The sequence below is a fragment of the Aquimarina hainanensis genome (assembly GCF_042684685.1).
Taxonomy (GTDB): domain Bacteria; phylum Bacteroidota; class Bacteroidia; order Flavobacteriales; family Flavobacteriaceae; genus Aquimarina; species Aquimarina hainanensis.
This window is the reverse complement of the sequence record NZ_JBHULX010000048.1, coordinates 364,820-387,541: the sequence shown is the minus strand read 5'-3', so window position 1 is coordinate 387,541 and position 22,722 is coordinate 364,820. Positions and strand designations below refer to the sequence as shown.

Annotated in this window: 22 protein-coding genes; 5 read left to right on the top strand and 17 right to left on the bottom strand. The window is 34.4% G+C overall.

The annotated features are described in order from the left end of the window. Positions 1–144: 144 nt before the first annotated feature. Complete coding sequence (locus ACFSTE_RS22805; RefSeq protein WP_176026898.1) at positions 145–969, bottom strand: hypothetical protein; 825 nt, start codon at positions 967–969, stop codon at positions 145–147. A gap of 271 nt (positions 970–1,240) precedes the next feature. On the opposite strand from ACFSTE_RS22805, the gene ACFSTE_RS22800 reads away from it, so the two are divergent. After that, complete coding sequence (locus tag ACFSTE_RS22800; RefSeq protein ID WP_176026897.1) at positions 1,241–1,750, top strand: DinB family protein; 510 nt, start codon at positions 1,241–1,243, stop codon at positions 1,748–1,750. Between the two features lie 19 nt (positions 1,751–1,769). Here the strand turns inward: ACFSTE_RS22800 and ACFSTE_RS22795 are convergent, their stop codons facing one another. The 16 genes from ACFSTE_RS22795 to ACFSTE_RS22720 form a co-directional block, all read right to left on the bottom strand. Beyond that, a complete protein-coding gene (locus ACFSTE_RS22795; protein WP_176026896.1) occupies positions 1,770–2,012 on the bottom strand; it encodes a DUF6095 family protein in 243 nt (80 codons plus the stop codon). Continuing rightward, entirely contained in the window at positions 1,990–2,814 is an 825-nt protein-coding gene (gene murQ / locus ACFSTE_RS22790; protein WP_176026895.1) for an N-acetylmuramic acid 6-phosphate etherase, read from the bottom strand. Before murQ ends, ACFSTE_RS22795 begins: the two co-directional genes overlap by 23 nt. Positions 2,815–2,882: 68 nt before the next feature. Beyond that, complete coding sequence (locus tag ACFSTE_RS22785; protein ID WP_176026894.1) at positions 2,883–3,695, bottom strand: DUF4249 domain-containing protein; 813 nt, start codon at positions 3,693–3,695, stop codon at positions 2,883–2,885. Positions 3,696–3,699: 4 nt separating this feature from the next. Further along, the gene (locus ACFSTE_RS22780) at positions 3,700–6,069 is read right to left on the bottom strand and encodes a TonB-dependent receptor (RefSeq protein WP_176030999.1); all 2,370 of its coding nucleotides are present in this window, start codon (positions 6,067–6,069) and stop codon (positions 3,700–3,702) included. A gap of 114 nt (positions 6,070–6,183) precedes the next feature. Continuing rightward, positions 6,184–7,377, bottom strand: coding sequence for a serine hydrolase domain-containing protein (locus ACFSTE_RS22775; protein ID WP_378253832.1), 1,194 nt, complete (start codon positions 7,375–7,377; stop codon positions 6,184–6,186). A gap of 12 nt (positions 7,378–7,389) precedes the next feature. Beyond that, a complete protein-coding gene (locus tag ACFSTE_RS22770) occupies positions 7,390–7,536 on the bottom strand; it encodes a hypothetical protein (protein WP_378253834.1) in 147 nt (48 codons plus the stop codon). Further along, positions 7,526–8,206, bottom strand: a complete 681-nt coding sequence (locus tag ACFSTE_RS22765; protein ID WP_378253836.1) for a hypothetical protein — start codon at positions 8,204–8,206, stop codon at positions 7,526–7,528. Before ACFSTE_RS22765 ends, ACFSTE_RS22770 begins: the two co-directional genes overlap by 11 nt. A gap of 47 nt (positions 8,207–8,253) precedes the next feature. Then, positions 8,254–9,345 carry a hypothetical protein gene (locus ACFSTE_RS22760; RefSeq protein WP_176026890.1) on the bottom strand — a complete coding sequence of 364 codons (1,092 nt, stop codon included), beginning with the start codon at positions 9,343–9,345 and terminating at the stop codon, positions 8,254–8,256. Continuing rightward, on the bottom strand, positions 9,320–9,868 hold the full coding sequence (locus tag ACFSTE_RS22755; RefSeq protein WP_176026889.1) for a hypothetical protein: 549 nt from the start codon (positions 9,866–9,868) through the stop codon (positions 9,320–9,322). Before ACFSTE_RS22755 ends, ACFSTE_RS22760 begins: the two co-directional genes overlap by 26 nt. After that, complete coding sequence (locus tag ACFSTE_RS22750; protein WP_378253838.1) at positions 9,865–10,407, bottom strand: RNA polymerase sigma factor; 543 nt, start codon at positions 10,405–10,407, stop codon at positions 9,865–9,867. The genes ACFSTE_RS22755 and ACFSTE_RS22750 overlap by 4 nt, the downstream gene beginning before the upstream one ends. A 145-nt stretch (positions 10,408–10,552) precedes the next feature. Next, entirely contained in the window at positions 10,553–12,778 is a 2,226-nt protein-coding gene (locus ACFSTE_RS22745) for an NADP-dependent isocitrate dehydrogenase (protein WP_378253840.1), read from the bottom strand. 1,250 nt (positions 12,779–14,028) lie between these two features. After that, positions 14,029–14,379, bottom strand: a complete 351-nt coding sequence (rplS, locus tag ACFSTE_RS22740; protein WP_176026886.1) for a 50S ribosomal protein L19 — start codon at positions 14,377–14,379, stop codon at positions 14,029–14,031. Positions 14,380–14,495: 116 nt separating this feature from the next. Next, positions 14,496–15,179, bottom strand: a complete 684-nt coding sequence (gene trmD, locus ACFSTE_RS22735) for a tRNA (guanosine(37)-N1)-methyltransferase TrmD (RefSeq protein WP_176026885.1) — start codon at positions 15,177–15,179, stop codon at positions 14,496–14,498. A gap of 66 nt (positions 15,180–15,245) precedes the next feature. After that, complete coding sequence (locus tag ACFSTE_RS22730; RefSeq protein WP_378298415.1) at positions 15,246–15,785, bottom strand: tRNA (guanine-N1)-methyltransferase; 540 nt, start codon at positions 15,783–15,785, stop codon at positions 15,246–15,248. Between the two features lie 310 nt (positions 15,786–16,095). Further along, on the bottom strand, positions 16,096–17,544 hold the full coding sequence (locus ACFSTE_RS22725; protein WP_378253843.1) for a glyceraldehyde-3-phosphate dehydrogenase: 1,449 nt from the start codon (positions 17,542–17,544) through the stop codon (positions 16,096–16,098). A 143-nt stretch (positions 17,545–17,687) separates the two neighbouring features. Further along, positions 17,688–19,106: a S1C family serine protease gene (locus ACFSTE_RS22720; RefSeq protein ID WP_176026882.1), complete on the bottom strand. Its 1,419-nt coding sequence runs from the start codon at positions 19,104–19,106 to the stop codon at positions 17,688–17,690. Between the two features lie 281 nt (positions 19,107–19,387). Between ACFSTE_RS22720 and dapF the strand changes: the two genes are divergently transcribed. The 4 genes from dapF to ACFSTE_RS22700 all read left to right on the top strand — a co-directional run bounded on the left by dapF (position 19,388) and on the right by ACFSTE_RS22700 (position 22,704). Beyond that, positions 19,388–20,173, top strand: a complete 786-nt coding sequence (gene dapF, locus ACFSTE_RS22715) for a diaminopimelate epimerase (RefSeq protein WP_378253845.1) — start codon at positions 19,388–19,390, stop codon at positions 20,171–20,173. Further along, the gene (locus tag ACFSTE_RS22710) at positions 20,167–20,697 is read left to right on the top strand and encodes a GNAT family N-acetyltransferase (RefSeq protein ID WP_176026880.1); all 531 of its coding nucleotides are present in this window, start codon (positions 20,167–20,169) and stop codon (positions 20,695–20,697) included. The genes dapF and ACFSTE_RS22710 overlap by 7 nt, the downstream gene beginning before the upstream one ends. Then, positions 20,688–21,731 carry an endolytic transglycosylase MltG gene (gene mltG / locus ACFSTE_RS22705; RefSeq protein ID WP_378253847.1) on the top strand — a complete coding sequence of 348 codons (1,044 nt, stop codon included), beginning with the start codon at positions 20,688–20,690 and terminating at the stop codon, positions 21,729–21,731. Before ACFSTE_RS22710 ends, mltG begins: the two co-directional genes overlap by 10 nt. 331 nt (positions 21,732–22,062) lie before the next feature. Further along, positions 22,063–22,704 (top strand): peptidoglycan-binding protein LysM, encoded by a 642-nt coding sequence (locus ACFSTE_RS22700; protein WP_176026878.1) that lies wholly within the window; start codon positions 22,063–22,065, stop codon positions 22,702–22,704. Positions 22,705–22,722: the final 18 nt, after the last annotated feature.

The window sequence follows — 22,722 nt, the reverse complement described above, 5'->3', positions numbered from 1 at the left end:
GGAAAAAATCCAAATTTATGGAATTATTCCTATTTTATTATCGAAATTACCTTAAAAAAAGACAAGAAAAAAGCGACATCAAAAGAATCGATGTCGCTTCTTAAAAATTTTATTTTGGGGCTACAAAATAAAATAATGTGCTCTTTAGTTCTCTACAGAAGAAGCAAATTGTTGCATAGCTGTTTTGGTTAGTTCTTTGGCTCTGTCAATATAGAACGTTTTAGTATCTCCTAAAGATTCATTTTTTAATGCATTTTCAGGTCTGATATAATTTCCTTTATTGGATTCGAAAGTAGAGTTTTCATTTAGTACTACACTGAGTTCCTGTAATGCATTTTCTAATTTCTGTAGCGCCAATTCGGCTTTGTTTTTTATAATCGTTTGCTCTTTAAGTTCAGCTAAACGTTTTGCTTCAAATTCGGCTTTTTTCTTGTTTTGTTCAGCAATTTGTTGTTGAAGCTTTTGTTGTTCGATTTCTAATTGACGTCTTTTTTCTTCTAATTCTTTTTGCTTTCTGGCTACTTCCATAGAAGCTTCTGCAATAGAATCATCTTCGGGGGAATCAAGAGATGCAACGTCGTCAGCATCAGAATATGAACCGCTATTAGCCTGACAATTCGTTAATACCTCTAAGATTTTTGATCCTTGTTCTTTTACTCGCTTTACATAGAATCTACTACGTTCATATGTGTCTTGCTCCAGAGAGCTTTCTAAGTCTACTCTGGCCTCATAAGCCATTTTATTGGCTTCGGTACATCCACATTTTTCACTTAATTCTTCTACTTTTAAATAAGATTCTATTGCTTTATCTGCATATTCTTGTGTGTGAAATACATTATTAGCTCCGTGCGCTTTTTTTGTATGTGAGTAGGCATAACTTGCAGCGGTTAATGCATCATCATAGTTGTTTTGCGCATTTGCTTTTGGAATAAAACATAATAGAAATAGAGTGAGTGCTATCTTTTTCATTAAATTGGGGCTTTAAATGATAAAACAATATTACAATATTTTTTTTTGAATTTCAACAAAAATTGTATTTAATCGACGAAATACGCATTTTGTCTTAATTTTTACGGTTTTACCTTATATGGGGTGATATTTGTCCTACCGTTATGAAATCGTAAAAATTTTGTTAATCATTACTTAATAGTAAGTAAGAAGTCGTTTTTAAAAGTAAAAAATAACATATATGTGAAAAAACTTATGTAATTTACTAGTATCTAAAACGTCTAACCCTCGCATGAAACGACAAATTATTTCTTCGATCAACCACAACCTTAATAGCGCAGTAACATTATTACAAACTATAAAATCGGATGTTTATTGTGATACTTCTATAGGTCCTTATTATTCTAGTATTGGATCTCATATCAGGCATACATTGGATTTTTTCTATTGCGTTATTAATGGCTTAGATTCTAACAATATAGATTTAACGGCAAGAAAGAGAGATGAGCGTATCGCTACAGATAGACAAGTAGCAGTAAATTGTATTTATGAGTTGCAACAAACACTGTGTTCGTATGTAGATGTGAATACTGATTATTTATTGCACGTGACTGATAATATGGGAAAAGGAAAAATTACAGTAGATTATACCTTGGAAAGTATTTTAGCCCATGCCAATAGTCATGCTACTCATCATTATGCTATTATAGGATATATACTACATCAATTAAACGTAGGGATAGCAATCGAAGGTTTCGGATATAATCCAACATCTCCTGTTAATAAACGAGAAGGAATATAACACCTTGGTAAAATAGGAATTATTTTTTCTTTTTCTTTCCGAACATGGACTCCATAACTGTTTGTAACCCCCGAAATCCCATAAAGACAGCAAAGATAGCACCTGCTATTCCAAGAATAAGTATTGGAATATATAGGGGATGGTCCTGATTTTTAAAAGCTGAATGAATAATAACCGGACTGATGAACATACATAGGATAGCTAAAGCTATTCGTTGTACTCCTTTTGCCAGTAGTGGTTTATCTGTTCTTTTTTGTTCCATAGTTCTCGATTGCGTCACGGACACTACCGTACTGTTTTAATAAATCATTTGCTATTTCATAACTGACATTGATTTCTTTCATGATCATTCGTGTACCTCTGTCAATTAATTTGTTATTACTAAGCTGCATATCGACCATTTTGTTTCCTTTTACTCTACCTAATTGAATCATCGTAGAGGTAGAAATCATATTAAGGATTAATTTTTGGGCGGTACCGGCTTTCATTCTCGAACTTCCTGTAAGAAACTCAGGTCCTACAATGACAGTAACAGGGAATTGAGCGGTTTTTTCTAAAGGGCTACCAGCATTACAGGTAATACATCCTGTGAGGATTCCATTTTTATTACAGGTTTCTAATGCTCCAATTACATAGGGAGTTGTTCCGGAAGCAGCAATTCCTATAACGGTGTCTTTTTTAGAAATATCATATCTCTGCAGGTCTTTCCATCCTTGTTCGGTACTATCTTCAGCAAATTCAATTCCTTTTCGGATTGCTTCTTCTCCTCCGGCAATGATACCTACGACCCACTCATGAGGAACCCCAAATGTTGGAGGACATTCACTGGCATCAACAATTCCCAATCGACCACTTGTTCCTGCACCAATATAGAATAATCGTCCCCCTTCTTTCATTCGTTTTGCTATTTGACTGACCAATGCTTCTATTTGAGGGATTACTTTTTCTATAGCATCCGGAACTGTTTTATCCTCTTTATTGATGTTTGTTAATACCTCATTAATAGTCATTTTTTCCAAATCATTATAATGAGAATCTTTTTCTGTGGTTTTGGTAAAAGTCATACCCCAAAAATAGACATTTTTGGGGTATGACTCTGATAGATTATTTCTTTTTTAGACCTAAAGAATAATTACTTTTTTATAGTAAAGGGAACACGGTCTGTCTCTGAAATACTAAAGTACCCCAAAGGATAATTATCAGCAGTAGTATTGTTTATTATATTTCCCCTTAGTAATACGGGAGGAGTTCCAAAAGGACCTCCATCAGCATCACTCTGATCAATTACTAAGTTCATATAGTTGTAATATTGTTTGTTAACTCCCAGAATTTTAATGGTAACGTCTTTATCTTCTTCCATATCTTCATAGAAATAAGAAAAAGAAAAAGTTTCTCCTTGATAAAAACGATCTTCACTAGCCAAGAATAAATTCATATCAAAATCAAATAGGTAGAAGTCGTCCTGGTCAGGAATATCAGTAAATGTGATGATAACTTCTGTTTCATCTCCATCTAATAAGATTTTATCTCCCTGAACAATCGTATCTATTTTCGGAGCTGGGATTCGTTTGGCTATAGCAGTATATGTTTCTTCTTTATAGATCACTGTGAGTTCGTATTCAGTATCGATTACAGGAGTAAAAGAAGTTGTCGGGAGGAAGATTCCTGCTTCTGTTGATTCGGCAAAAGGGTATGTTATGTTATTGTTTATATCAGTAACAAAGACCGTTGCGTCACTTACAGCCGGGATTGTACTATCAAAGAAAGGGGCTGATAGTGTCAATTTTACAGTAGGATCAACCGTTACAGGAGTTTCGTGTTTGTATATTTCAAAGGAAGCATCAATCACCAATCTTGGTTTTCCTTCGGGTATATCTACATGAACAACTTCTTCACAGCTGATGCAGAGTAATAAAGAAAGTAGTATATAGCTTATTTTTTTCATTTTCTTAAAATTTGAAATTATAGGTAACCGCAGGAACGATTCCAAAAATAGAGGTTTTTATCGCTTCGTTTACGAGGGTTTCGTCATTCTGACCAAAAGAGATCGATGCGGCATTTTTTCTGTCATACACGTTATAAATGCTAAAAACCCATTCCCCTTTCCATTTTCTGTTGTTATTTTTTCGTGGGGTTAAAGTGGCAGAGATGTCTACTCTGTGATATGATGGTAATCGCTGATTGTTTCTAGCCCCATCATATATAGGAACAATGAGTCCTTTATAATCAAATTGTCCGGAAGGGTAGTTGGTAGGTTGTCCGGTTTGGAAAATAAAGTTAGCTCCAAATTTCCATTTTTTATTTATTTCATAACTCCCGTTAATAGATATATCATGTGTTTTGTCATAGGGAGTATTGTACCAATTTCCATTATTGACTCCTGTTTCCACAGCTGTTCTTCCTGGAGTTCGTTGTTCTGATTTAGAAAGTGTATAAGCAATCCATCCTTTTAGGTTTCCTTCATTTTTTCTGATTAATACTTCCCATCCATATGCTCTGGCTTCACCATTGAGAATATCCTGCTCTATCGCATTATTAGCAATTAATTCGGCCCCATCTATATAGTCAATTCGGTTTTTAATTTCTTTATAAAACACTTCTGTTTCCAGAGAATAATCATTATCCTTGATACTTTTGAAATATCCCAAAGCATATTGATCCAGTAATTGCGGTTTTACATATTTTCCACTGGGAGTCCATACATCTAATGGAGTAGGGGAGTTTGTGTTTGATAACAGGTGCAGGTATTGAGCCATTCGGTTATAACTGGCCTTAATAGAAGATGTATTATTAAAAGCATAAGACAGCGCAAGACGAGGCTCTATATTGGTGAAGGTTTTGATTCGATCACTTCGCTTATAACTTTCAGTTCGGATAGGACTAGCTTCTTCATAAATTTGCAAGGTTTCGTTAAAAAGTAAAGGATTGTCATTTTCATAGATATTTAACTCATCTTGCCCTAATCGGGTAAAGTTACTAACCCGTACCCCATATTGAAGTGTCAGATTATTGGATATTTTGTGTTTGGCGTCAAGGTATACCCCCAGTTCATTAGCATATTTATTGATTAATTGTTCATTTTTGATTCCTGAGGTTTCACTATTAGGCTTAATTTCTCCGGGGTTGAATCGGTAGTAGATGTTGTTAACTCCGTAGTTAAGCTGATAGTTGTCACTTAAGTAGTGTTTTAAGTCGTATTTCAGGTTGAAATTTCTTATACCGGAATCCCATTTAAATCCTACAAAATTTAATTCCAGTCCATAATAATAATCAGAGTAAATCAATGATAGATTAGAAAAGAGTTTATCGGAGAATAAGTGATTCCAACGAAGGTTGAGAACACTATTTCCATAGGTGTTTTCAAAAACGTCGTCAATAGCAAAAATATCCCTCCCAAAATATCCGGATAAGAATATATTGTTATTGTCATTCAGCTTGTAGTTTAGCTTGGTGTTTAAGTCATAGAAATAAGCAATATTGTCATTATTGAATAAAGGAAGAAATAAATGAGCATAAGAGGCACGACCTCCAGCTAGGAATGCTCCTTTTTCCTTAGCGATGGGACCTTCTACCAGTAATCGGCTAGATACAGCACCAATTCCTCCATTGGCATGAAATGATTTACTGTTTCCTTCTTTTTGATAGATATCCAGTACTGAAGAAACTCTTCCTCCATATCTGGCAGGGATTCCTCCTTTATATAATTTCAAATCTTTAATAGCATCGGGATTAAAGACAGAGAAAAAACCAAAAAGGTGAGAGGAATTAAAGATTGTAGCTTCATCTAGGAGAATTAAATTCTGATCTGCAGCTCCTCCACGAACATTAAACCCCGAAGCTCCTTCGCCTCCACTGGTAACTCCAGGAAGCAATACGATTGATTTTATAACATCAGCTTCTCCGAGTACGACAGGGATTTGCTTGATAGTTCCGGCAGATAGTTTGTTAATACTCATCTGTGGATTTTTAATACTTACCCGTTCTACATTTTCTGTAATGACTACTTCATCTAATGACTCAGAAGCTTCTAGTAACTGAAAATTTAGTTTTTTGTCTTTATCGAGGACGATTTCCTGAATAATGTCCTGGAACCCCATATAACTTACTACTAGTTGATAGTTTCCTTTGGGTAATGTAATGGAATAAAAACCGTATTCATTGGTAGTTGCTCCTTTGGCAATATCGGGAAAGAGGACATTGACCCCTATTAATGTTTCATTGCTGGACTGTTCTGATATAACGCCGCTTAATGTGAATTTTTCCTGACTAAAACTGGAAAATCCAATAGTGAGAAAGAGCAATGTTATCAGCTTTCTTATTGATTGATGTTTTTTCAAAATTGGTGATGTTTTTTGATTGTTTGGTATTTAAAAATGTGTATAGTAATCAAAGGTAGGATATTTCTATTCGCAAAATATTAGAGAAATGTGAAATTAATAAGAGGTGTTATTTTTTAACACATTCCATATTTTCCGAATAGATATCACTACTTCTGGATTAAAGTCGTCACTCATATTTGTCATAAAATAGTACCCTCTGTTTTTTATAGGATCAATTAAGCAAATAGTCATAATTCCGGGATCTCCTCCATCGTGGTAGATTTTAGTATTTGGTAATTCCCAAAAAAGTCCTCCTTTGGTTTCTTTTATTGGAGCCAGTGTTGCCTGATGTGTGAAGATTTCCCGATACGATTGTTCGGATAAAAGCGTTCCTTTTCCATGATAAGCGTTTATGATTTCTATCATGTATTTTGTAAAGTCGGTGGTATTAGTAAGCACTCCTCCATCTGCTTTTGTGATGAGAGAATACATGGGGGTTTTTAACTCTTTTTCATAATAGAGTGTCGCATGAAGATTCATATCGATTTGATTGAAACTCCATCCGGTATCATTCATTTGTAAAGGAGAAAAAATATGTTTTTTTGTATAGTCTTCATAAGACATTCCAGTAGCTTGTTCTATAACATAGGCAGCTAATGCTGCTCCAATATTGCTGTATTCATATTTTGATCCCGGAGCATTAGAGAGAAAAGTCTCCTTGGTGTACCAGTTTCCAGAAGAAGATAATGCATTTTGAAAGAAAATAGCATCATCTATTTTTTTATTTCCTTTTATAGTTGAAATCAGCGGATGATACTCTTGCGGGTAATAAGAAGGATCTACTTGTTCCGGATGTTCAAAGACATAACTTTTATAGTATGTAATATCATCAGAAATCCCCGATGTATGTGTAGCCAGGTGTCTTATTGTGATTGGTTTTTCGGGATGATAGGGATGTGTAATATCAAAAGGGAGATAGGTATTGATATCTGCGTCTAATTGCAACTTTTGTTGTTCTACTGCTTTCATAATGGCAATAGCGATATAAGTTTTGGAAATAGAACCAATATTATGAATGGTACGATCGTCATATTTTTTTTGCTGTTCTATATCGGCATAACCAAATGCATTTTTATACAATACACTCGAGTCATCTGTAATGGCTACAGAGAAGCCGGCAAGCAAAGACTCTTTGTATAACTTTTCTAATTTGTCATCTAATAATTTCGTTGAGTTTGGGGATGCGTCGTCCTTCTCACAGGATATTAAGAATAATAAAACTGGGAGTAACCTCAAAAATAATTTCATAATTGTTTTCTTTTAGGTGCTAACCAAAGGGTTTATTTGTTTTTGATTCAGCGTTTTCTTACTGAATGGTTGATGTGTATGGCTCAGATATATTTTGGAATTCTGAACATATACATAGATGGTTTGTATGGGGAGATTGTCTTTTGTATTACGATTCATTAGAGAGCTTTTTTTTATAACGGTTTCTACCTAGATTAAAGACTCCAATTTTTATTCCAAGATCGATGGAATACCCGTTGATACGGGTAATAGCATCAGGATGAATAGTAAACTTACTGGAGAAACGGTATTTAGCTCCAGCTTCTATTTGTACATATCTCGAAAAATTGAATAGTATATTAACTCCCGGTTCCACAACAAAAACCTGATCTGACGTTGTCGCTTCATGCTCTCCTTTATTCGAAGAAGATTCTTCTATATATGCTACTACTCCAGGACCGATTAGAATAGGGAATGATACATTGATTTTTGATTTAGAAAAGAGTATGGGTTCTAAATGAACTCCTCCATATGTTCCTACTACGTCTCCTGTAGTACTGCTTATATCATTAGAAGAAATATTATCTGCGGAAGTTTGATCAGAGTAAAAAAACTTTGCAGCAATTCCGTATTCAAACTTTCTATTTGCTACATATGCTAGTTTTATTCCTGCGTTTATAGTGTTTCTACGATCGATTTTTCCGTATCCGGTATTGATCCCAAGATAGATTCCATGTACAATGTTTTTTCGATCGTTAAATTCTATATAATCGTTGTTTTTTTCCTGGGCTATGATACCTGATAGTTGTATTATAAGGAAGAAGATAATTGGTATTGGATTGGTTTTCATGGAGTTGTTTTTATTGATTGATGAATTTTTTGTTGTAAAAGTGTTTTTTATTCTGATAATATAATGATGCCTTTTTTTCCTGTAATAGTGGTTTGCCCTTTTCGGATATCTCCATAGGAAGCTTTGATGGTTCGTATTCGTTTTCCCTTATCAATTACATGGGTATTTATATCACTGAATGATGTAGGAACTCTTAGTAAACCTTGCTCCAGGGTGGCTTCAAAATTAAAAGAGGTTCCATTGACATTTATATTGATTTCTGAAGATTCCTGATTAATATCAATGTTGGGACTTGGGGTATCTATTTTTGCAATCCGAAAATCAGCTACCTTCATCGTTGTGTTGATATGACTGGCTAATAATGATATATGTGTTTCTGAGTATTTTAAATCTCCTGTGATATGTGTGGCTTTTTGGATATCGATAATATCTTTGCTCGAAACTATTTCCAGTGTGGTAACAGATGCAATATTAATTTTAGATCCGGCACTTTTTAGTCGTAGATTTTTGGACTCTTGAAGCGTGAGCGCTCCGTTTTTTAGCATAATATTACCATATGTGATATTTTTCGTTTTTAGTTTTCCAAAGTTGACCTCAATATTGGCATTGGTCAAATGTTCATTGATCCACATATCTCCATGTTTGACATTGGCTTTTAATTTTCCGGTCCAGTCACTTATAATAATATCTCCATATTTATTAGAAATTTCAACTTCAGTATTTACAGGGAGATTAATGGTGTAATTAATCTCAATATTAGTTTTATCTCTGTCGAAAGGGGCTGCTTTTTTGAAATATTGAGAGAATAAACTACTGCTTTTGTCTCGTATTTCTGAGGTTATACTCATAAAATCATTCGCGGTTTTGAAAATGGGCTCAATCCGGTCAATGAGCTCCTGAGCATTTTCTTTTTTCTTATGTGTAACCTGAATGTCTATAGTGATCTTTACAGAGTTTTTATCCCATCCGTTAATGATGATGTCTCCGTACTTATTATTGATGCTTATTTCTCCTGCATTTGTCATGAACTGCTCTTTTTCTACTTTTTTGCTTATTTTTTCTTGAGCAAAGGCAGTAGTAGGCATCCAAATACAAATCAGGATAAAAATGTATTTATAGAATATATCCTTCCTCATCATTCTTTAATTTTTTAGCAGTATTTATTTGATTTAATAAATTTTCTATTAATTCAATTCTTTTTTTATAGTTCTTGACAATAGCTTCTAGAATACGTTCATTATTCAGATTTTTTCTCATCTCTATTTTTAAGAGGTCATACTCTTTATCGAGTTCATCCATAAAGATTAAAAACTCTTCCTTATCTGAAGGGAGTAATTTGGGGTTGTTTTGGATGCGTGCTACTTGATTAGAAACCAATCTCTGGTAGTATTGATCAATATCTAATAACTCTTGATTAGCCATGGATTGATCAGAAGTGCCCGTGGGGTTATTTATCATTAAACTAATGATTGAAAACACTCCTGCTATTATAATGATACTGGCAGCTATTTTCAAAACAGGATATTGATACCATGATCGTTTTTTAGAAGCGGAAGCATCCAATTCAGATGAAATAGCATTCCACATGGTATCATGATTAGTATGATAAGTGTCGAATTTATCTCTGTTTTGAGAGATGTATTTTTCAAAATCGTCCATCATAATGTTTTAATTATCGCAACTAATTTTTTCTTGGCTCTGTGATATTGTGATTTAGATGTTGAGGTGGAAATAGTCAGTATTTCACCAATTTCGACATGATCATATCCTTCTATTAGGTATAGGTTGATTATTTGCCTATATCCATCAGGAAGCATAGAGATCCCTTTTTTTATTTTTTCAACATCCAGCATATCAATATCATATTCGGTCATTTCTGATGTCAAATGAAATTCATTTGGCGCTATGGAAACAATAGGTACTCGTTTTAACTTTAGATGATTTATACTTTTGTTAATGACAATTCGTTTTAGCCAGGAACCAAAAGTGCTTTCATATCTGAATTTTTCGAGATTCTTAAAAGCTTCTATAAAACTTTCTTGGGTAACATCTTCTGCATCTTCTTTTATATTCAACATACGCATACTGATATTATACATCGCATCTACATATAGCTTGTATAATTGATATTGCGAATTCCTGTCACCGGACTTGCTTTTCTCAACCAGTTCTTTATGGGTATATAGAATGTTAGTTTCCAATTATTCTTTTTGAAACTTTTAATGTTTATTTCTATTGACAACCAAAAAAGAAAAGGGTTGCACATAAGAAGAAAAAAAATAAAAAAAGGTAAAAAAAAACCTGCTCTATACAGAACAGGTTTGATATTGAGTGCTTTATAAATACTTATGCATTTATAATAGCATTTAGTGTTTCGCTAGGTCTCATTGCTTCAGAAACTTTTTTAGGATTAGGCCAGTAATATCCATCGATATCTACAGGTTTGCCTTGAGAATTGTTTAATTCTTCTATAATTGTAGTTTCGTTTGTGCTTAATTGCTCTGCAACAGCAATGAATTCTTTTTGTAATTCTGCATTTTTATTTTGTTGTGCTAAGGCTTCAGCCCAGTATAATGCTAAGTAGAAATGACTTCCTCTATTGTCTAGCTCATTTACTTTTCTTGATGGGGACTTTTTGTTATCCAGGAATTTTACTGTTGCTTCATCAAGTGTTTCAGCTAATACAAGCGCTTTGTCGTTATTGTTCTTTTCTCCAAGATGTTCTAATGATACAGCAAGTGCCAGAAATTCTCCAAGGGAATCCCAACGTAAGTGTCCTTCTTTATTAAATTGCTGTACGTGCTTAGGGGCAGATCCTCCTGCTCCTGTTTCAAACAAGCCTCCTCCATTCATCAAAGGAACAATAGATAGCATTTTAGCGCTGGTTCCCAGTTCTAAAATTGGGAATAAATCGGTATTGTAATCCCGTAGTACATTCCCTGTTACAGAGATAGTATCTTTTCCTTCTTTAATACGTTCTAAAGAAAAACGAGTTGCTAGTCTTGGGGATAGAATTCTGATATCAAGTCCTGTTGTATCGTGATCTTTTAGATATGCATTTACTTTTTTGATTAGTTGAGCATCATGAGCTCTGGCTTCATCCAACCAAAATACAGCAGGGGTATTGGTAGCTTTTGATCGGGTAACAGCGAGTTTAACCCAGTCTCTGATAGGTGCATCTTTTACCTGACACATACGCCAGATATCACCTTCTGCTACAGGGTGCTCGATAAGTACTTTTCCTGCATCGTCTACTACGCGAACTACTCCTTCTTCTTTGATCTCAAATGTCTTATCATGAGATCCGTATTCTTCTGCTTTTTGAGCCATTAATCCTACATTGGGAACAGTTCCCATAGTAGTAGGGTCAAAAGCCCCGTGTTTTTTACAAAAATCTATAGTCTCCTGATACACTCCTGCATATGAACTATCAGGAATTACTGCTTTAGTATCTTGTGTTTTTCCTTCAGCATCCCACATCTGTCCAGAGTTACGTATCATCGCAGGCATAGAAGCGTCAATGATTACATCACTTGGTACGTGTAGATTGGTAATTCCCTTATCGGAATCAACCATTGCCAATTTAGGTCCGTTTTTATATGCAGCTGCAATATCAGCTTCTATTTCCTGTCTTTTTTCGGTAGGTAAATGTTGAATTTTGTTAACTAAGTCACCAAAACCATTATTAACTTCTACCCCAAGTTCATCTAATATGTCTGCGTGTTTTTCGAAAACATCATGAAAGAACGTAGTTACTGCATGTCCAAAAATAATAGGATCAGATACTTTCATCATTGTTGCTTTCATGTGTAATGAGAAAAGCACGTTGTTTGCTTTTGCATCAGCGATTTGTTCCTGCAGAAAAGCGGTTAAGGCTTTTTTGTTCATCACAGAAGCATCAATGATTTCTCCTTCTAATACAGGAGTTTTTTCTTTTAAAACAGTTACGTTTCCTGAATTGTTAACCAGTTCGATTCTTACATCTCCTGCTTGCTCGATGGTTAAGGATTTCTCGTTTGATCTAAAATCCCCACTTCCCATAGTCGCTACATGGGTTTTGGATTCTGGAGTCCATGCGCCCATACTATGTGGGTTGTTTTTAGCATATGCCTTAACAGGTTTAGGAGCTCTACGATCAGAATTTCCTTCTCTAAGAACCGGATTTACAGCACTTCCTTTTACTTTGTCATATTTTGCTTTGATTGCTCTTTCTTCATCATTAGCAGGTTCTTCAGGATAATTAGGAATCGCATATCCCTGACTTTGTAATTCTGTGATTGTGGCTTTTAATTGAGGAATAGAAGCACTGATATTAGGTAATTTTATAATATTTGCTTCAGGTCTTTTAGCTAATTCTCCTAATTCAGATAATGCATCCGCTTGCTTTTGTTCTTCGCTAAGATGCTCTGGGAATACAGCTAAAACTCTAGCAGCTAATGATATGTCTTTAGTTTCTATGGTAATATCTGCAGCTTTTGTAAATTTTTCTACAATAGGTAAGAAAGAATGTGTAGCTAAAAAAGGAGCTTCGTCCGTTTTGGTGTAAATGATCTTAGAAGTTTCGATCGACATATTTTTGAGTTTTTGATAGGGAACGATTACCTGCTTTTGATAAGAAGAATATGACGTCCCTGTATTTTATATTTTATAATCCTTAGAAAATTCAGTTTTCGGCAGTAAAGGGTGTACCTGATGTAATACTGCTTTTGTAAGCAGCAGATATATTGCTCAACATTAAAATTTTCCGAAGGCGAATATACAAATCTAGACAGGCAATTCCAACCCAAAGAAACGGTAGTTTTATGTTAAGTTTTGATTACTGATTGTAGATGAAAAGTAAAAAAAGTATTGTTTTGTGATATTGAAAATAGGATAGGGGCTAGATTTTCGTTACTTCAAAAAATGTAAGAAATCTGGCTTCTTTTTTGAGAATAATGAAAATGTGTTTTTTTAGTAAAACAAGATAGGAATGAGTCTCTTTTGTTAGTATTAAAAAGCCATATCAAAATATATAAATTTCGATATGGCTTTTGTTTGGAAATTAACACTCCTATTTGTGCACCTTTTATCTAAAAGGAGTATATAAGGAATCCAATTTCCTCGTTTTTTGAGCACGTTTATGTCATTCAAATAAGGATTTGACTATATAAAACTACGACATTGATCGTGATAAAGTATTGTATATGAGATTACTTTTTTAGCTAGTGGTCTATATATTGAAGTTGCCTCATCAAATGAGGCTTTAATACGCCGAAATTTCTTCAGAATACAATTTCCTTCTCATAAGTACCCTGTAAGTTTCCTTAAAGGTGTTTACTTAATAAAATAGCGCCAGCTTCTTGTTGCCAATCATGTACTATTGCTGAATTTTTTCCTTTGAATTTCATTTCGAAATGATTTTTTAAATACACTTTAATCTGATATTTCCCATACAACAAACCTTCTTTTGTCCCGATATAAAGATTTACAGAATGCTAAATATTAGATCTGGGTTTGTAGAAAGGTTTACTCAAATCAAAATAAATGTAAATACAAAATTATTTCAAGGATGTACTCAGAGAAATAACTTTATGCGAATTATGTACTGATTGTCCAAATTGTAGTTTTTCACGTTCTCAAAGAGCGATAAATTATCTACAGAAAATCCTTGTGTCATTTCTTGTAGTTATAATTATATACTAAAAGTAGAAAAAGGGAAGTAATTAGACAATGGAAGGTAACTTTTTATTTATCAACCTGTTATGAACTTCGGTTATTAACTTTTGTTCATAAAAAAAGAGACTGTATTACAGTCTCTTTGGGTGTAAAAGAAATATCTTTTATTAGTTTCTTTTCTCTTTGATACGAGCTTTCTTTCCTGTAAGTTCTCTGAAGTAGAAAATACGAGCTCTACGAACTTTACCTCTTTTGTTAACTTCAATTTTTTGCAATGCAGGTAAGTTAACTGGGAAAATACGTTCAACTCCCACAGTTCCAGACATTTTTCTGATGGTGAAAGTTTCAGTAGCACCAGATCCTCTTCTTTGGATTACAACTCCTCTAAAGAACTGTGTACGTGTTTTGTTTCCTTCTTTAATTTCATAGTATACAGTAATTGTATCTCCTGCTGAAAATTCTGGAAAATCTTTTTTTGTAACAAATTCGTCTTGTACAAATTTTACTAAATCTGTCATTTTGATGTAGTTTACGATGATTTTATTAAAGCAACATTCACGATTTTCGCCAGAGGTTACCCTAAATCGGTTGCAAAAATAAGTATTATTTAAATATATGCAACTATTTTATGGGTTTAATTGTCAGTGTCTAATAAGTCTGGACGTCTTTCTTTAGTTCTCAGAAAAGCTTGCTCCTCTCTCCATGCTTCTATTTTGGGAAAATTTCCTGAAGTCAAAACTTCTGGAACTTTCCATCCTTTATATTCTGCTGGTCTGGTATAGATAGGCGGGGCTAAAAGGTTGTCCTGGAATGAATCAGTTAGGGCAGATGTTTCGTTTCCTAATACCCCTGGTATAAGCCGTATGATTGCATCACATAGGATCAGGGCTCCTAATTCTCCTCCAGAAAGGACATAATCACCTACAGAAATTTCTTTGGTGATAAAATGATCTCTTACTCTTTGATCTACTCCTTTATAGTGCCCGCAGAGAATAATTAGATTTTTCTTTAATGACAAGTAATTAGCAGTACCCTGCTGCAGGGTTTCCCCATCCGGAGTCATATAGATAATTTCGTCATAGGAACGTTCTGACCGAAGTTTGGAGATACACTTATCAATAGGCTCAATCATCATTACCATACCTGCTCCTCCGCCATATTGGTAGTCATCTACCTGTCTGTAATTATCGGTAACGTAATCCCTGAGATTATGCAAGTGTACTTCTACTAATCCTTTTTCTATGGATCGCTTCATGATAGAAGCTTCAAAAGGACTTTTTAAAATTTCAGGAACTACAGTAATAATATCTATACGCATTCTTATGTATTGATTCAGTCAATGCTGCAAAGATGCGAAGAATAACACTTAAATTCTAAAGAATATTTATTTTGTACCGGCTTTTCTTTGTTTGTTGATCTCGTCCTGTAATTTTCTCATTACTTTTTGTTCTCTTTCCAAAGCTCTTCTGCGGTGATCTTCAAATTCAACCTCTATTTCAGCCAATGCTTTTTTAGCCTGTACTGTTACAGTGTTACTGTTTTTAAATTTAAAAATAAAGAAAGCCAATAAAGCAATAAGAAGACCAACAATAGCCCACATTGTTGTTTTGTAGCTGGATTTGGTCATATCCATCCCCATGAAACTCATATTGTCTTTTTCCTGAGTAACGGAAGTTAGGTTTTCATTGGTGGTGGTTAAGGATTCCTGAAGCTCTTTTATTGTGTTTTTTTGCTTTTCTATGTTCTGATTACTCGCAGTTAATTTTGATTCTAATGTGTTGATGGAATCAATAGTATTTGCCTTTAATTTATCAAGCCAAAAACGCTTTACTACCTTATAATCCTGAAATTTTCCAGATTTTAAAATGACATAATCAAATTGTTTTTCAATATTTTCTTGTTTTAAGGCTTGCGCTGCAGTCATTTTGTCCTCTTGAGCCTGGATAAAACCAAAAGATAAGATAGAGATGAAAACTATTAGATAGTTAGGGAAATTCATATTGTATGTCTATTATTAATTTGTACAGTAACGATAATAAATACTAAGATATTGTTGCTTTTTTTAAAAGAAATGGTCTTCTTTTTTAATGGGCGAAATATAGTGAGTTATAATTACTTTTAGGAATTTATTTTTTTACAGCTATTTTATACAATGCTAATTTGTTGTTTTAATAGAAAAAGTAAAGTCGCTATAAGGGTTCTTATAGCGACTTTTGTATTGTAATAAGCAGCTGTTAGTAATACGTAAAACGTCTTACTTTGGCAATGTACTTCGAAAGTCTGATTACCTGATGGCTATACCCATATTCATTATCATACCATACGTATAATACAGCATTATTTCCTTTTGCATCTACAATAGTTGCATTGCTGTCGAATATAGAAGGGGCAGATGAGCCTATAATATCACTAGATACTAATTCATTATCCAGAGAATATTTGATTTGCTCTACCAGATTTCCTTCCAGGGCGTATTTTTTTAGAACAGTATTAAGCTCTTCTTTTGTAGTTTCTTTTTCCAGATTAAGGTTAAGGATCGCTAATGAACCATTAGGTACCGGAACTCGAATGGCATTAGATGTTAGCTTTCCTTCGAAACTTGGTAATGCTTTGGATACAGCTTTACCTGCTCCGGTTTCTGTAATTACCATGTTTAATGCTGCAGCGCGTCCTCTTCTGTATTTCTTATGCATATTATCTACTAAGTTCTGGTCATTAGTATATGCGTGGATTGTTTCCAGGTGACCGTTTACAACACCAAAGCTTTCTTCGATAGCTTGGAGTACCGGAGTAATCGCATTGGTTGTACAGGATGCAGCAGAAAAAATATGCACATTATCAGGATCGTGATCCTTGTGGTTTACTCCGTGTACAATATTTGGGATTCCTTTTCCGGGAGCTGTAAGCAATACTTTTTCGATACCATTAGCTTGTAAATGTCTGTTTAATGCTTCCTTATCTCTAAAAGCACCGGTATTGTCTATTAAAAGTGCTTCGCTAATACCGAATTCAGTATAGTTGATATCTTCCGGGTTGTTAGCGCTTATTATATGTACCGTAGTTCCGTTGATGATAAGGGCTTTGTTGTCGATATCTGTTTCAACAGTACCGGCAAAATCTCCGTGTACGGAATCACTTTTTAGTAGAGAAGCTCTTTTTTCCAGGACTTCTTCGGTAATTGCTCCTCTAGTAACAATTGCTCTAAGTCTAAGCTGATTTCCTTTTCCCGTATTAGTCATTAATTCACGGGCTACTAATCTTCCGATTCTACCAAAACCATAAAGGACGACATCTTTAGGCGATATGTTCTTTGATTTTTTTGCGTTTTGCAATTTAGCCATTACAAAACTTGTAGGAGAATCATATTCGTTTTCAGCTAAATGATATTCGTAGGTTAATTTACCGATATCTAATTTAGCAGGAGGTAAGTCCATTAATTTAATTGCCTGAGCAATTTCTACAGAATCAAAAATTGAAATAGGCTTTTCTACAAACTCACCAGCGTATTTGTGGAGATTAAGGATCTCACTAACATTTTTGTTGATTAATTGATTACGGAAAAGGACTAATTCGATAGAATTGTCATACCATAAATCACTGACAGTCTTAATAAAAGTAACGGTTGCACGTCGTCTGTCAGCTTGAAAAGCAAGTTCTTTCTCATAAACTTCGTTAGAGCTCATAATATGTTGTGTTTTTACAATCTTGAAATTTGGTGCTAAAGTATGTATTTCAAACGTTTTCGAGAAACCTTTTTTGAATAAAAAAAATCCCGGTGTATTTTATCAGACACCAGGATTTATTATTTCTTACTAAATTTTAGTTTTTACTGGAAGACAAATTCTCTTTTTTCTCCGTTACCATCAATTAAAGTAACACTAATGTCTTCATCAGGGTGTTTACTTTCAATAATTTTTTTCACATCAGCAACACTTTTTACTTTGACCCGATCTATTTCGGTAATTATAATTCCTTCGAGGTTGTATCTCGTCATTCTTTTTGTTAATGCGCGATTGATTTTTACTCCGTGGTCAAGATTCTGACGTTTTAATTCATCTTTTGACGGGTTTACAACTTCAACTCCTATATCTTTAATTTGATAGCTTTCGTACTTTTTTAATTTTACAGGAATAATAGATTCATTTCCATGTCGGGAAATGGTAATATTGATAATATCATTAGGACTTTTACTATTGACATAACCTGATAGGTCAGCAAATTTTTTGATAGGAAGTCCATCTATCCCTTTGATTAAATCTCCTTCTTTTAGCCCAGCTTCCTCTGCACCGCTACCACTTTCTACTTGGGCAATAACAACTCCCTGAGATTCGGTAATGTCGTAGTTTTCTTTTGCTCTTGGGTTTACAGCATGTCCGCTGATTCCGATAATAGCTTTTTGGACATCCCCATACTCTATAATGTCATTTACAATTTTTCTTACGTTATTAGAGGGAACGGCAAAGGCGTATCCAACATAACTTCCTGTTTGCGATGTGATAGCAGTATTGATACCAATTAACTCTCCTTTGGTATTGATAAGCGCTCCTCCGCTGTTTCCAGGGTTTATGGCGGCATCCGTTTGGATAAAAGATTGTGTATTTGCATCAAATTCATCCAGGTCTCTTGATTTTGCACTGATGATTCCGGCAGTTACTGTAGAGGTAAGGTTGAAAGGGTTTCCTATTGCTAAGACCCATTCTCCGATTTTTGCAGAGTTAGAGTCTCCAAAAGGAATATAAGAAAGCTTAGCGTCTGCTTCTATTTTTAATACGGCAATGTCTGCCTGGCGTGAAGTTCCGATAACTTCGGCTTTATACGATTTGTTGTTATTAAGGGTAACTTCCAGTTCTGTTGCCCCATCAATTACATGATTGTTAGTGACAATATACCCATCTTCTGTAAAAATAACTCCTGATCCTGCTCCTCTGATTCTTTTTTGTTGTACCCCATCATTTCTGAGGAAATCCATCAGATTTCGGGGGGTTCTTTGGATCCCGTATTGCTTTACGTGGACTACAGCGTTAACTGTTTTCTCTGCAGCAGTTGTAAAATCTGCACTAAGATTAGCAGTGGATTTAGAAGAGTTAGAAACAGTATATGTGGCAGGTGTAGTGCTTACATATTGAGGGATTGGTTTTTCTTCTGCTATTTTTACAGGTTCAGGTTCTAAGAATAATTTATAAGCTCCTAAGGTCAAAGAGCCTGATAAGATGGCGATGCCTAATAAGTTCAAAAATCGTTTCATGTGCTTTTAAATTTTGTTGATGTTTATTCAATAGATCGAGATATGACTGCTTCGAAGTGTATCTCGAAATTAAAATTCACGTTCTATAAAATACCTCTAATACTTATATCGAGGAGATTTATAGGTTTGGTGTGCTGTACTTTTTTGTGTTTATATATAATAGACTTATTCTAATGTCAAATATTACAATAAATTATATTTTTTTATGTAATTAACCTTCTCTTAACAGTGATTACTTGCTTTGTTTCTTTGTACCTTTGTTGTTGTATTAAATAAAAATAATGGTTTTAACTTTTTATAAATATCAAGGTACCGGGAATGATTTTGTAATCATTGATAATAGAGAGTCTATAGTGTCCAAAAATGATACCAAACTAATAGCCAGACTTTGTGACAGGAAATTTGGAGTTGGAGCAGACGGTTTGATGCTTTTGGAGAAACCCCAGAATGATGAGGATGATTTTACAATGGTGTATTATAATGCAGATGGGAAAGAGAGTACAATGTGTGGAAATGGAGGTCGGTGTTTGGTTGCTTTCGCTTCCTTTATGGGTGTTGTAAAAGAAAAAGCTGTATTTACTGCTATTGATGGGAAACATCATGCAGAAATTAAAGACGGATTGGTTTATTTGCAGATGCAGGATGTGTCAACTGTGGAGGAGCATGAGTCGCATTTGTTTTTGGATACAGGTTCGCCTCACCATGTAGAGTTGGTAGAAGGGCTAAAAGAGTATAATGTAGATAGTGTAGGAAGAAAGATAAGAGAGGGAGCTCCTTATTATACGGAAGGAACCAATGTTAATTTTGTAGAGCAACTTACTGATAAAAGCTTTTTAGTGCGCACTTATGAAAGAGGAGTGGAGGGGGAAACATTATCTTGTGGAACAGGAGTGACCGCAGTGGCATTAGCGATGCATACTTCTAATAAAACCCAAGCACAGGAAGTCGATATTCAAACTTTGGGAGGGGATCTGAAGATTACTTTTGAGAAAGAGGAAGCAGGATACAGAAATGTATATTTAATAGGGCCAGCAAAACAAGTTTTTAAAGGAGAAATCGAGTGTTAAGCCTGAAAGGAACACATATTTTTTTAAGGGCATTAGAGCCTGAAGACCTGGATTTTTTATATCGGGTAGAGAATAATGTCGAAGTTTGGGAAATGAGCTCCACTCAGACACCGTATTCTCGTTTTTTGATTAAGCAATACCTGGAGAATGCTCATTTGGATATTTATGAAGCAAAACAATTGCGTTTGGTAATATGTTCGAATGAAGAAAAAGTTTTAGGGTTGATTGATTTATTTGATTTTGATCCGATACATCAACGGGCTGGAATCGGAATTTTAATTTCAGAAGAAGAAGATAGAGGTAAGGGGTATGGGGCAGAAGCATTAAAGATGGTGGTAACATATGCTTTTACCATTCTGAATTTACATCAGTTATACGCAAATATTTCAGAGGGGAATATAGGAAGTATGAAACTTTTTGAAAAAGAAGGTTTTGTGCAAGTAGGGGTGAAGAAAGAATGGAATTTGGTGAAAGGGGTTTATAAAGATGAATTTTTATATCAATTAATAAATATATGTACATAAAAAAAATAATCTTAGCGATAGTGTTAATAGGTTTGGTAGCAGGAGGAGTATTTGCTTATTACGTTTATGATTCGTTATTTTCTCCTAATACAAGTTTTGAAGAAGATTCAAAAGTAGTGTATCTGCCAACCGGCGCCACATATACAGAACTTATTGAAATTATGAGTCCTGTAGTGAAGGATATTTATTCTTTTGATGCAGTAGCAAGAAGAAAAGGGTATATAAAAAACATAAAGGCAGGAAGGTATATTGTTAAGAAAGGATTGAATAATAATCAAATCGTAAATACCTTAAGAGTTAATAACGCGCCGATTCAATTGAGTTTTAATAACCAGGAGCGATTAGAGAATTTAGCAGGAAGAGTAGCGCAGCAAATAGAAGCAGATAGCACATCCTTGCTTAAAGCTTTTAAAGATGAAGCTTTCTTAAAACAGCAAGGGTTTTCTCTGGAAAGTGCATTGTCTATGTATGTTCCTAATAAATATGAATTTTTTTGGAATACATCTGCAGCGCAGTTTAGAGAAAGAATGCTTAAGGAATATAAACGTTTTTGGAATGAGAAAAGACTCTCAAAGGCAAAAGCAATTGGATTAAAGCCTGCAGAGGTGGTTACGATAGCTTCAATAGTACAGAAGGAAACAGCAAAGGTTGATGAGCGACCAAGGGTAGCTGGGGTTTATATGAACAGGTATCTTAATGGGTGGAAGTTGGATGCAGATCCAACAGTGATATATGCATTGAAGAAGCATAAAAATGATTGGAATACGGTGATTAAAAGAGTTTTGTTTAAGGATCTGGAAATTGATAGCCCATATAATACATATAAATATAAGGAGCTCCCTCCAGGACCTATTGCAATGCCTGACATTTCTTCAATCGATGCTGTTCTTAATTATGAGAAACATGAATATTACTTTTTTGTAGCGAATGTAGAGAAGTTTGGATATCATAAATTTGCTAAGACATTGGCACAGCATAATCGCAATAAAGAGCAGTATGTACAATGGATAAATAAGAAGGGGATTAAACGATAATTTTTGTAGGAAAAAAAGCGTTTTTTCTTCAGGAATAGGGCTGAAATTCTATTTGTTATTAACAAAAAAATAAACTTTTATGTGGAAAACTAATCAGAGAATTCTGGTTAGTTTTTCTTTTTTTAGAAGAGTGTTTGTTGTTTTTACTACTGTTTTAAGGTGTTTTGAAGGTTTTTTATAAAGATAAAAATGCGATTATATCTTTGTTTTTCAGGTAAATGAAAAAATATATGGGTTTTGTTTTTTTATTCAAAAAAAGTCGTACATTTGCCGGGCAAAAATTTAAGTAGTGGGGGACATTATTTTTAATGGCTACTTAGAAAATTTTTATATGGTAAGAAAGATAGTAGGGGCTTCGATAATACTTACAGTGGGAGGTATAACTTCTTTAAGTTTTACATCAAAAAGCTCAAGTGATTTTAGTTCTTATAGTACTGCAGGGTTGGATTTGGAATATGTGGTGCCTAATTTTGACGAAATCGAAGATGGAGAAGGAATAGAGATGATGCCTAAGTTAGGGATGTCTTATATCGGTTTTAAAGAAGCTTTGGCTTTTAAAGAATCCAGAGGAAATTATGCGGTAATTAATCAATTTGGATATTTAGGAAAATACCAGTTTGGTTTAAGTACCTTAGAATTGCTGGGAATTAGAAGTAAGAGTGATTTCTTAGATTCTTCAGAACTTCAGGAAAAAGCATTTTATGCAAATGTGGCTCGAAATAAGTGGATTTTGAGAAGAGATATCAAAAGATTTGTTGGTAGAAGGATTAATGGAGTAGAGGTAACAGAATCAGGAATGCTAGCTGCAGCTCATTTAGCAGGAGCAGGAGCGGTTAAAAAATACCTGAGAAGTGGAGGTGTAGAAGGGTTTGAAGATGCTTTTGGAACCACAGTTCGATATTATATGAAACGATTTGCTGGTTATGATCTGTCTTTTGTAGTGATGCAGCGAAATGCAAAGGTGGTTTTGTAATATACTTTAGAAAAAAAA

Excerpts from the sequence above, each read along its gene's own strand:
- ACFSTE_RS22805 (WP_176026898.1), bottom strand. The coding sequence starts at position 969 with ATGAAAAAGATAGCACTCACTCTATTTCTATTATGTTTTATTCCAAAA.
- ACFSTE_RS22800 (WP_176026897.1), top strand. The coding sequence starts at position 1,241 with ATGAAACGACAAATTATTTCTTCGATCAACCACAACCTTAATAGCGCA.
- ACFSTE_RS22795 (WP_176026896.1), bottom strand. The coding sequence starts at position 2,012 with ATGGAACAAAAAAGAACAGATAAACCACTACTGGCAAAAGGAGTACAA.
- murQ (WP_176026895.1), bottom strand. The coding sequence starts at position 2,814 with ATGACTTTTACCAAAACCACAGAAAAAGATTCTCATTATAATGATTTG.
- ACFSTE_RS22785 (WP_176026894.1), bottom strand. The coding sequence starts at position 3,695 with ATGAAAAAAATAAGCTATATACTACTTTCTTTATTACTCTGCATCAGC.
- ACFSTE_RS22775 (WP_378253832.1), bottom strand. The coding sequence starts at position 7,377 with ATGAAATTATTTTTGAGGTTACTCCCAGTTTTATTATTCTTAATATCC.
- ACFSTE_RS22770 (WP_378253834.1), bottom strand. The coding sequence starts at position 7,536 with ATGAATCGTAATACAAAAGACAATCTCCCCATACAAACCATCTATGTA.
- ACFSTE_RS22765 (WP_378253836.1), bottom strand. The coding sequence starts at position 8,206 with ATGAAAACCAATCCAATACCAATTATCTTCTTCCTTATAATACAACTA.
- ACFSTE_RS22760 (WP_176026890.1), bottom strand. The coding sequence starts at position 9,345 with ATGATGAGGAAGGATATATTCTATAAATACATTTTTATCCTGATTTGT.
- ACFSTE_RS22755 (WP_176026889.1), bottom strand. The coding sequence starts at position 9,868 with ATGATGGACGATTTTGAAAAATACATCTCTCAAAACAGAGATAAATTC.
- ACFSTE_RS22745 (WP_378253840.1), bottom strand. The coding sequence starts at position 12,778 with ATGTCGATCGAAACTTCTAAGATCATTTACACCAAAACGGACGAAGCT.
- rplS (WP_176026886.1), bottom strand. The coding sequence starts at position 14,379 with ATGACAGATTTAGTAAAATTTGTACAAGACGAATTTGTTACAAAAAAA.
- trmD (WP_176026885.1), bottom strand. The coding sequence starts at position 15,179 with ATGCGTATAGATATTATTACTGTAGTTCCTGAAATTTTAAAAAGTCCT.
- ACFSTE_RS22730 (WP_378298415.1), bottom strand. The coding sequence starts at position 15,785 with ATGACTGCAGCGCAAGCCTTAAAACAAGAAAATATTGAAAAACAATTT.
- ACFSTE_RS22725 (WP_378253843.1), bottom strand. The coding sequence starts at position 17,544 with ATGAGCTCTAACGAAGTTTATGAGAAAGAACTTGCTTTTCAAGCTGAC.
- ACFSTE_RS22720 (WP_176026882.1), bottom strand. The coding sequence starts at position 19,106 with ATGAAACGATTTTTGAACTTATTAGGCATCGCCATCTTATCAGGCTCT.
- dapF (WP_378253845.1), top strand. The coding sequence starts at position 19,388 with ATGGTTTTAACTTTTTATAAATATCAAGGTACCGGGAATGATTTTGTA.
- mltG (WP_378253847.1), top strand. The coding sequence starts at position 20,688 with ATGTACATAAAAAAAATAATCTTAGCGATAGTGTTAATAGGTTTGGTA.
- ACFSTE_RS22700 (WP_176026878.1), top strand. The coding sequence starts at position 22,063 with ATGGTAAGAAAGATAGTAGGGGCTTCGATAATACTTACAGTGGGAGGT.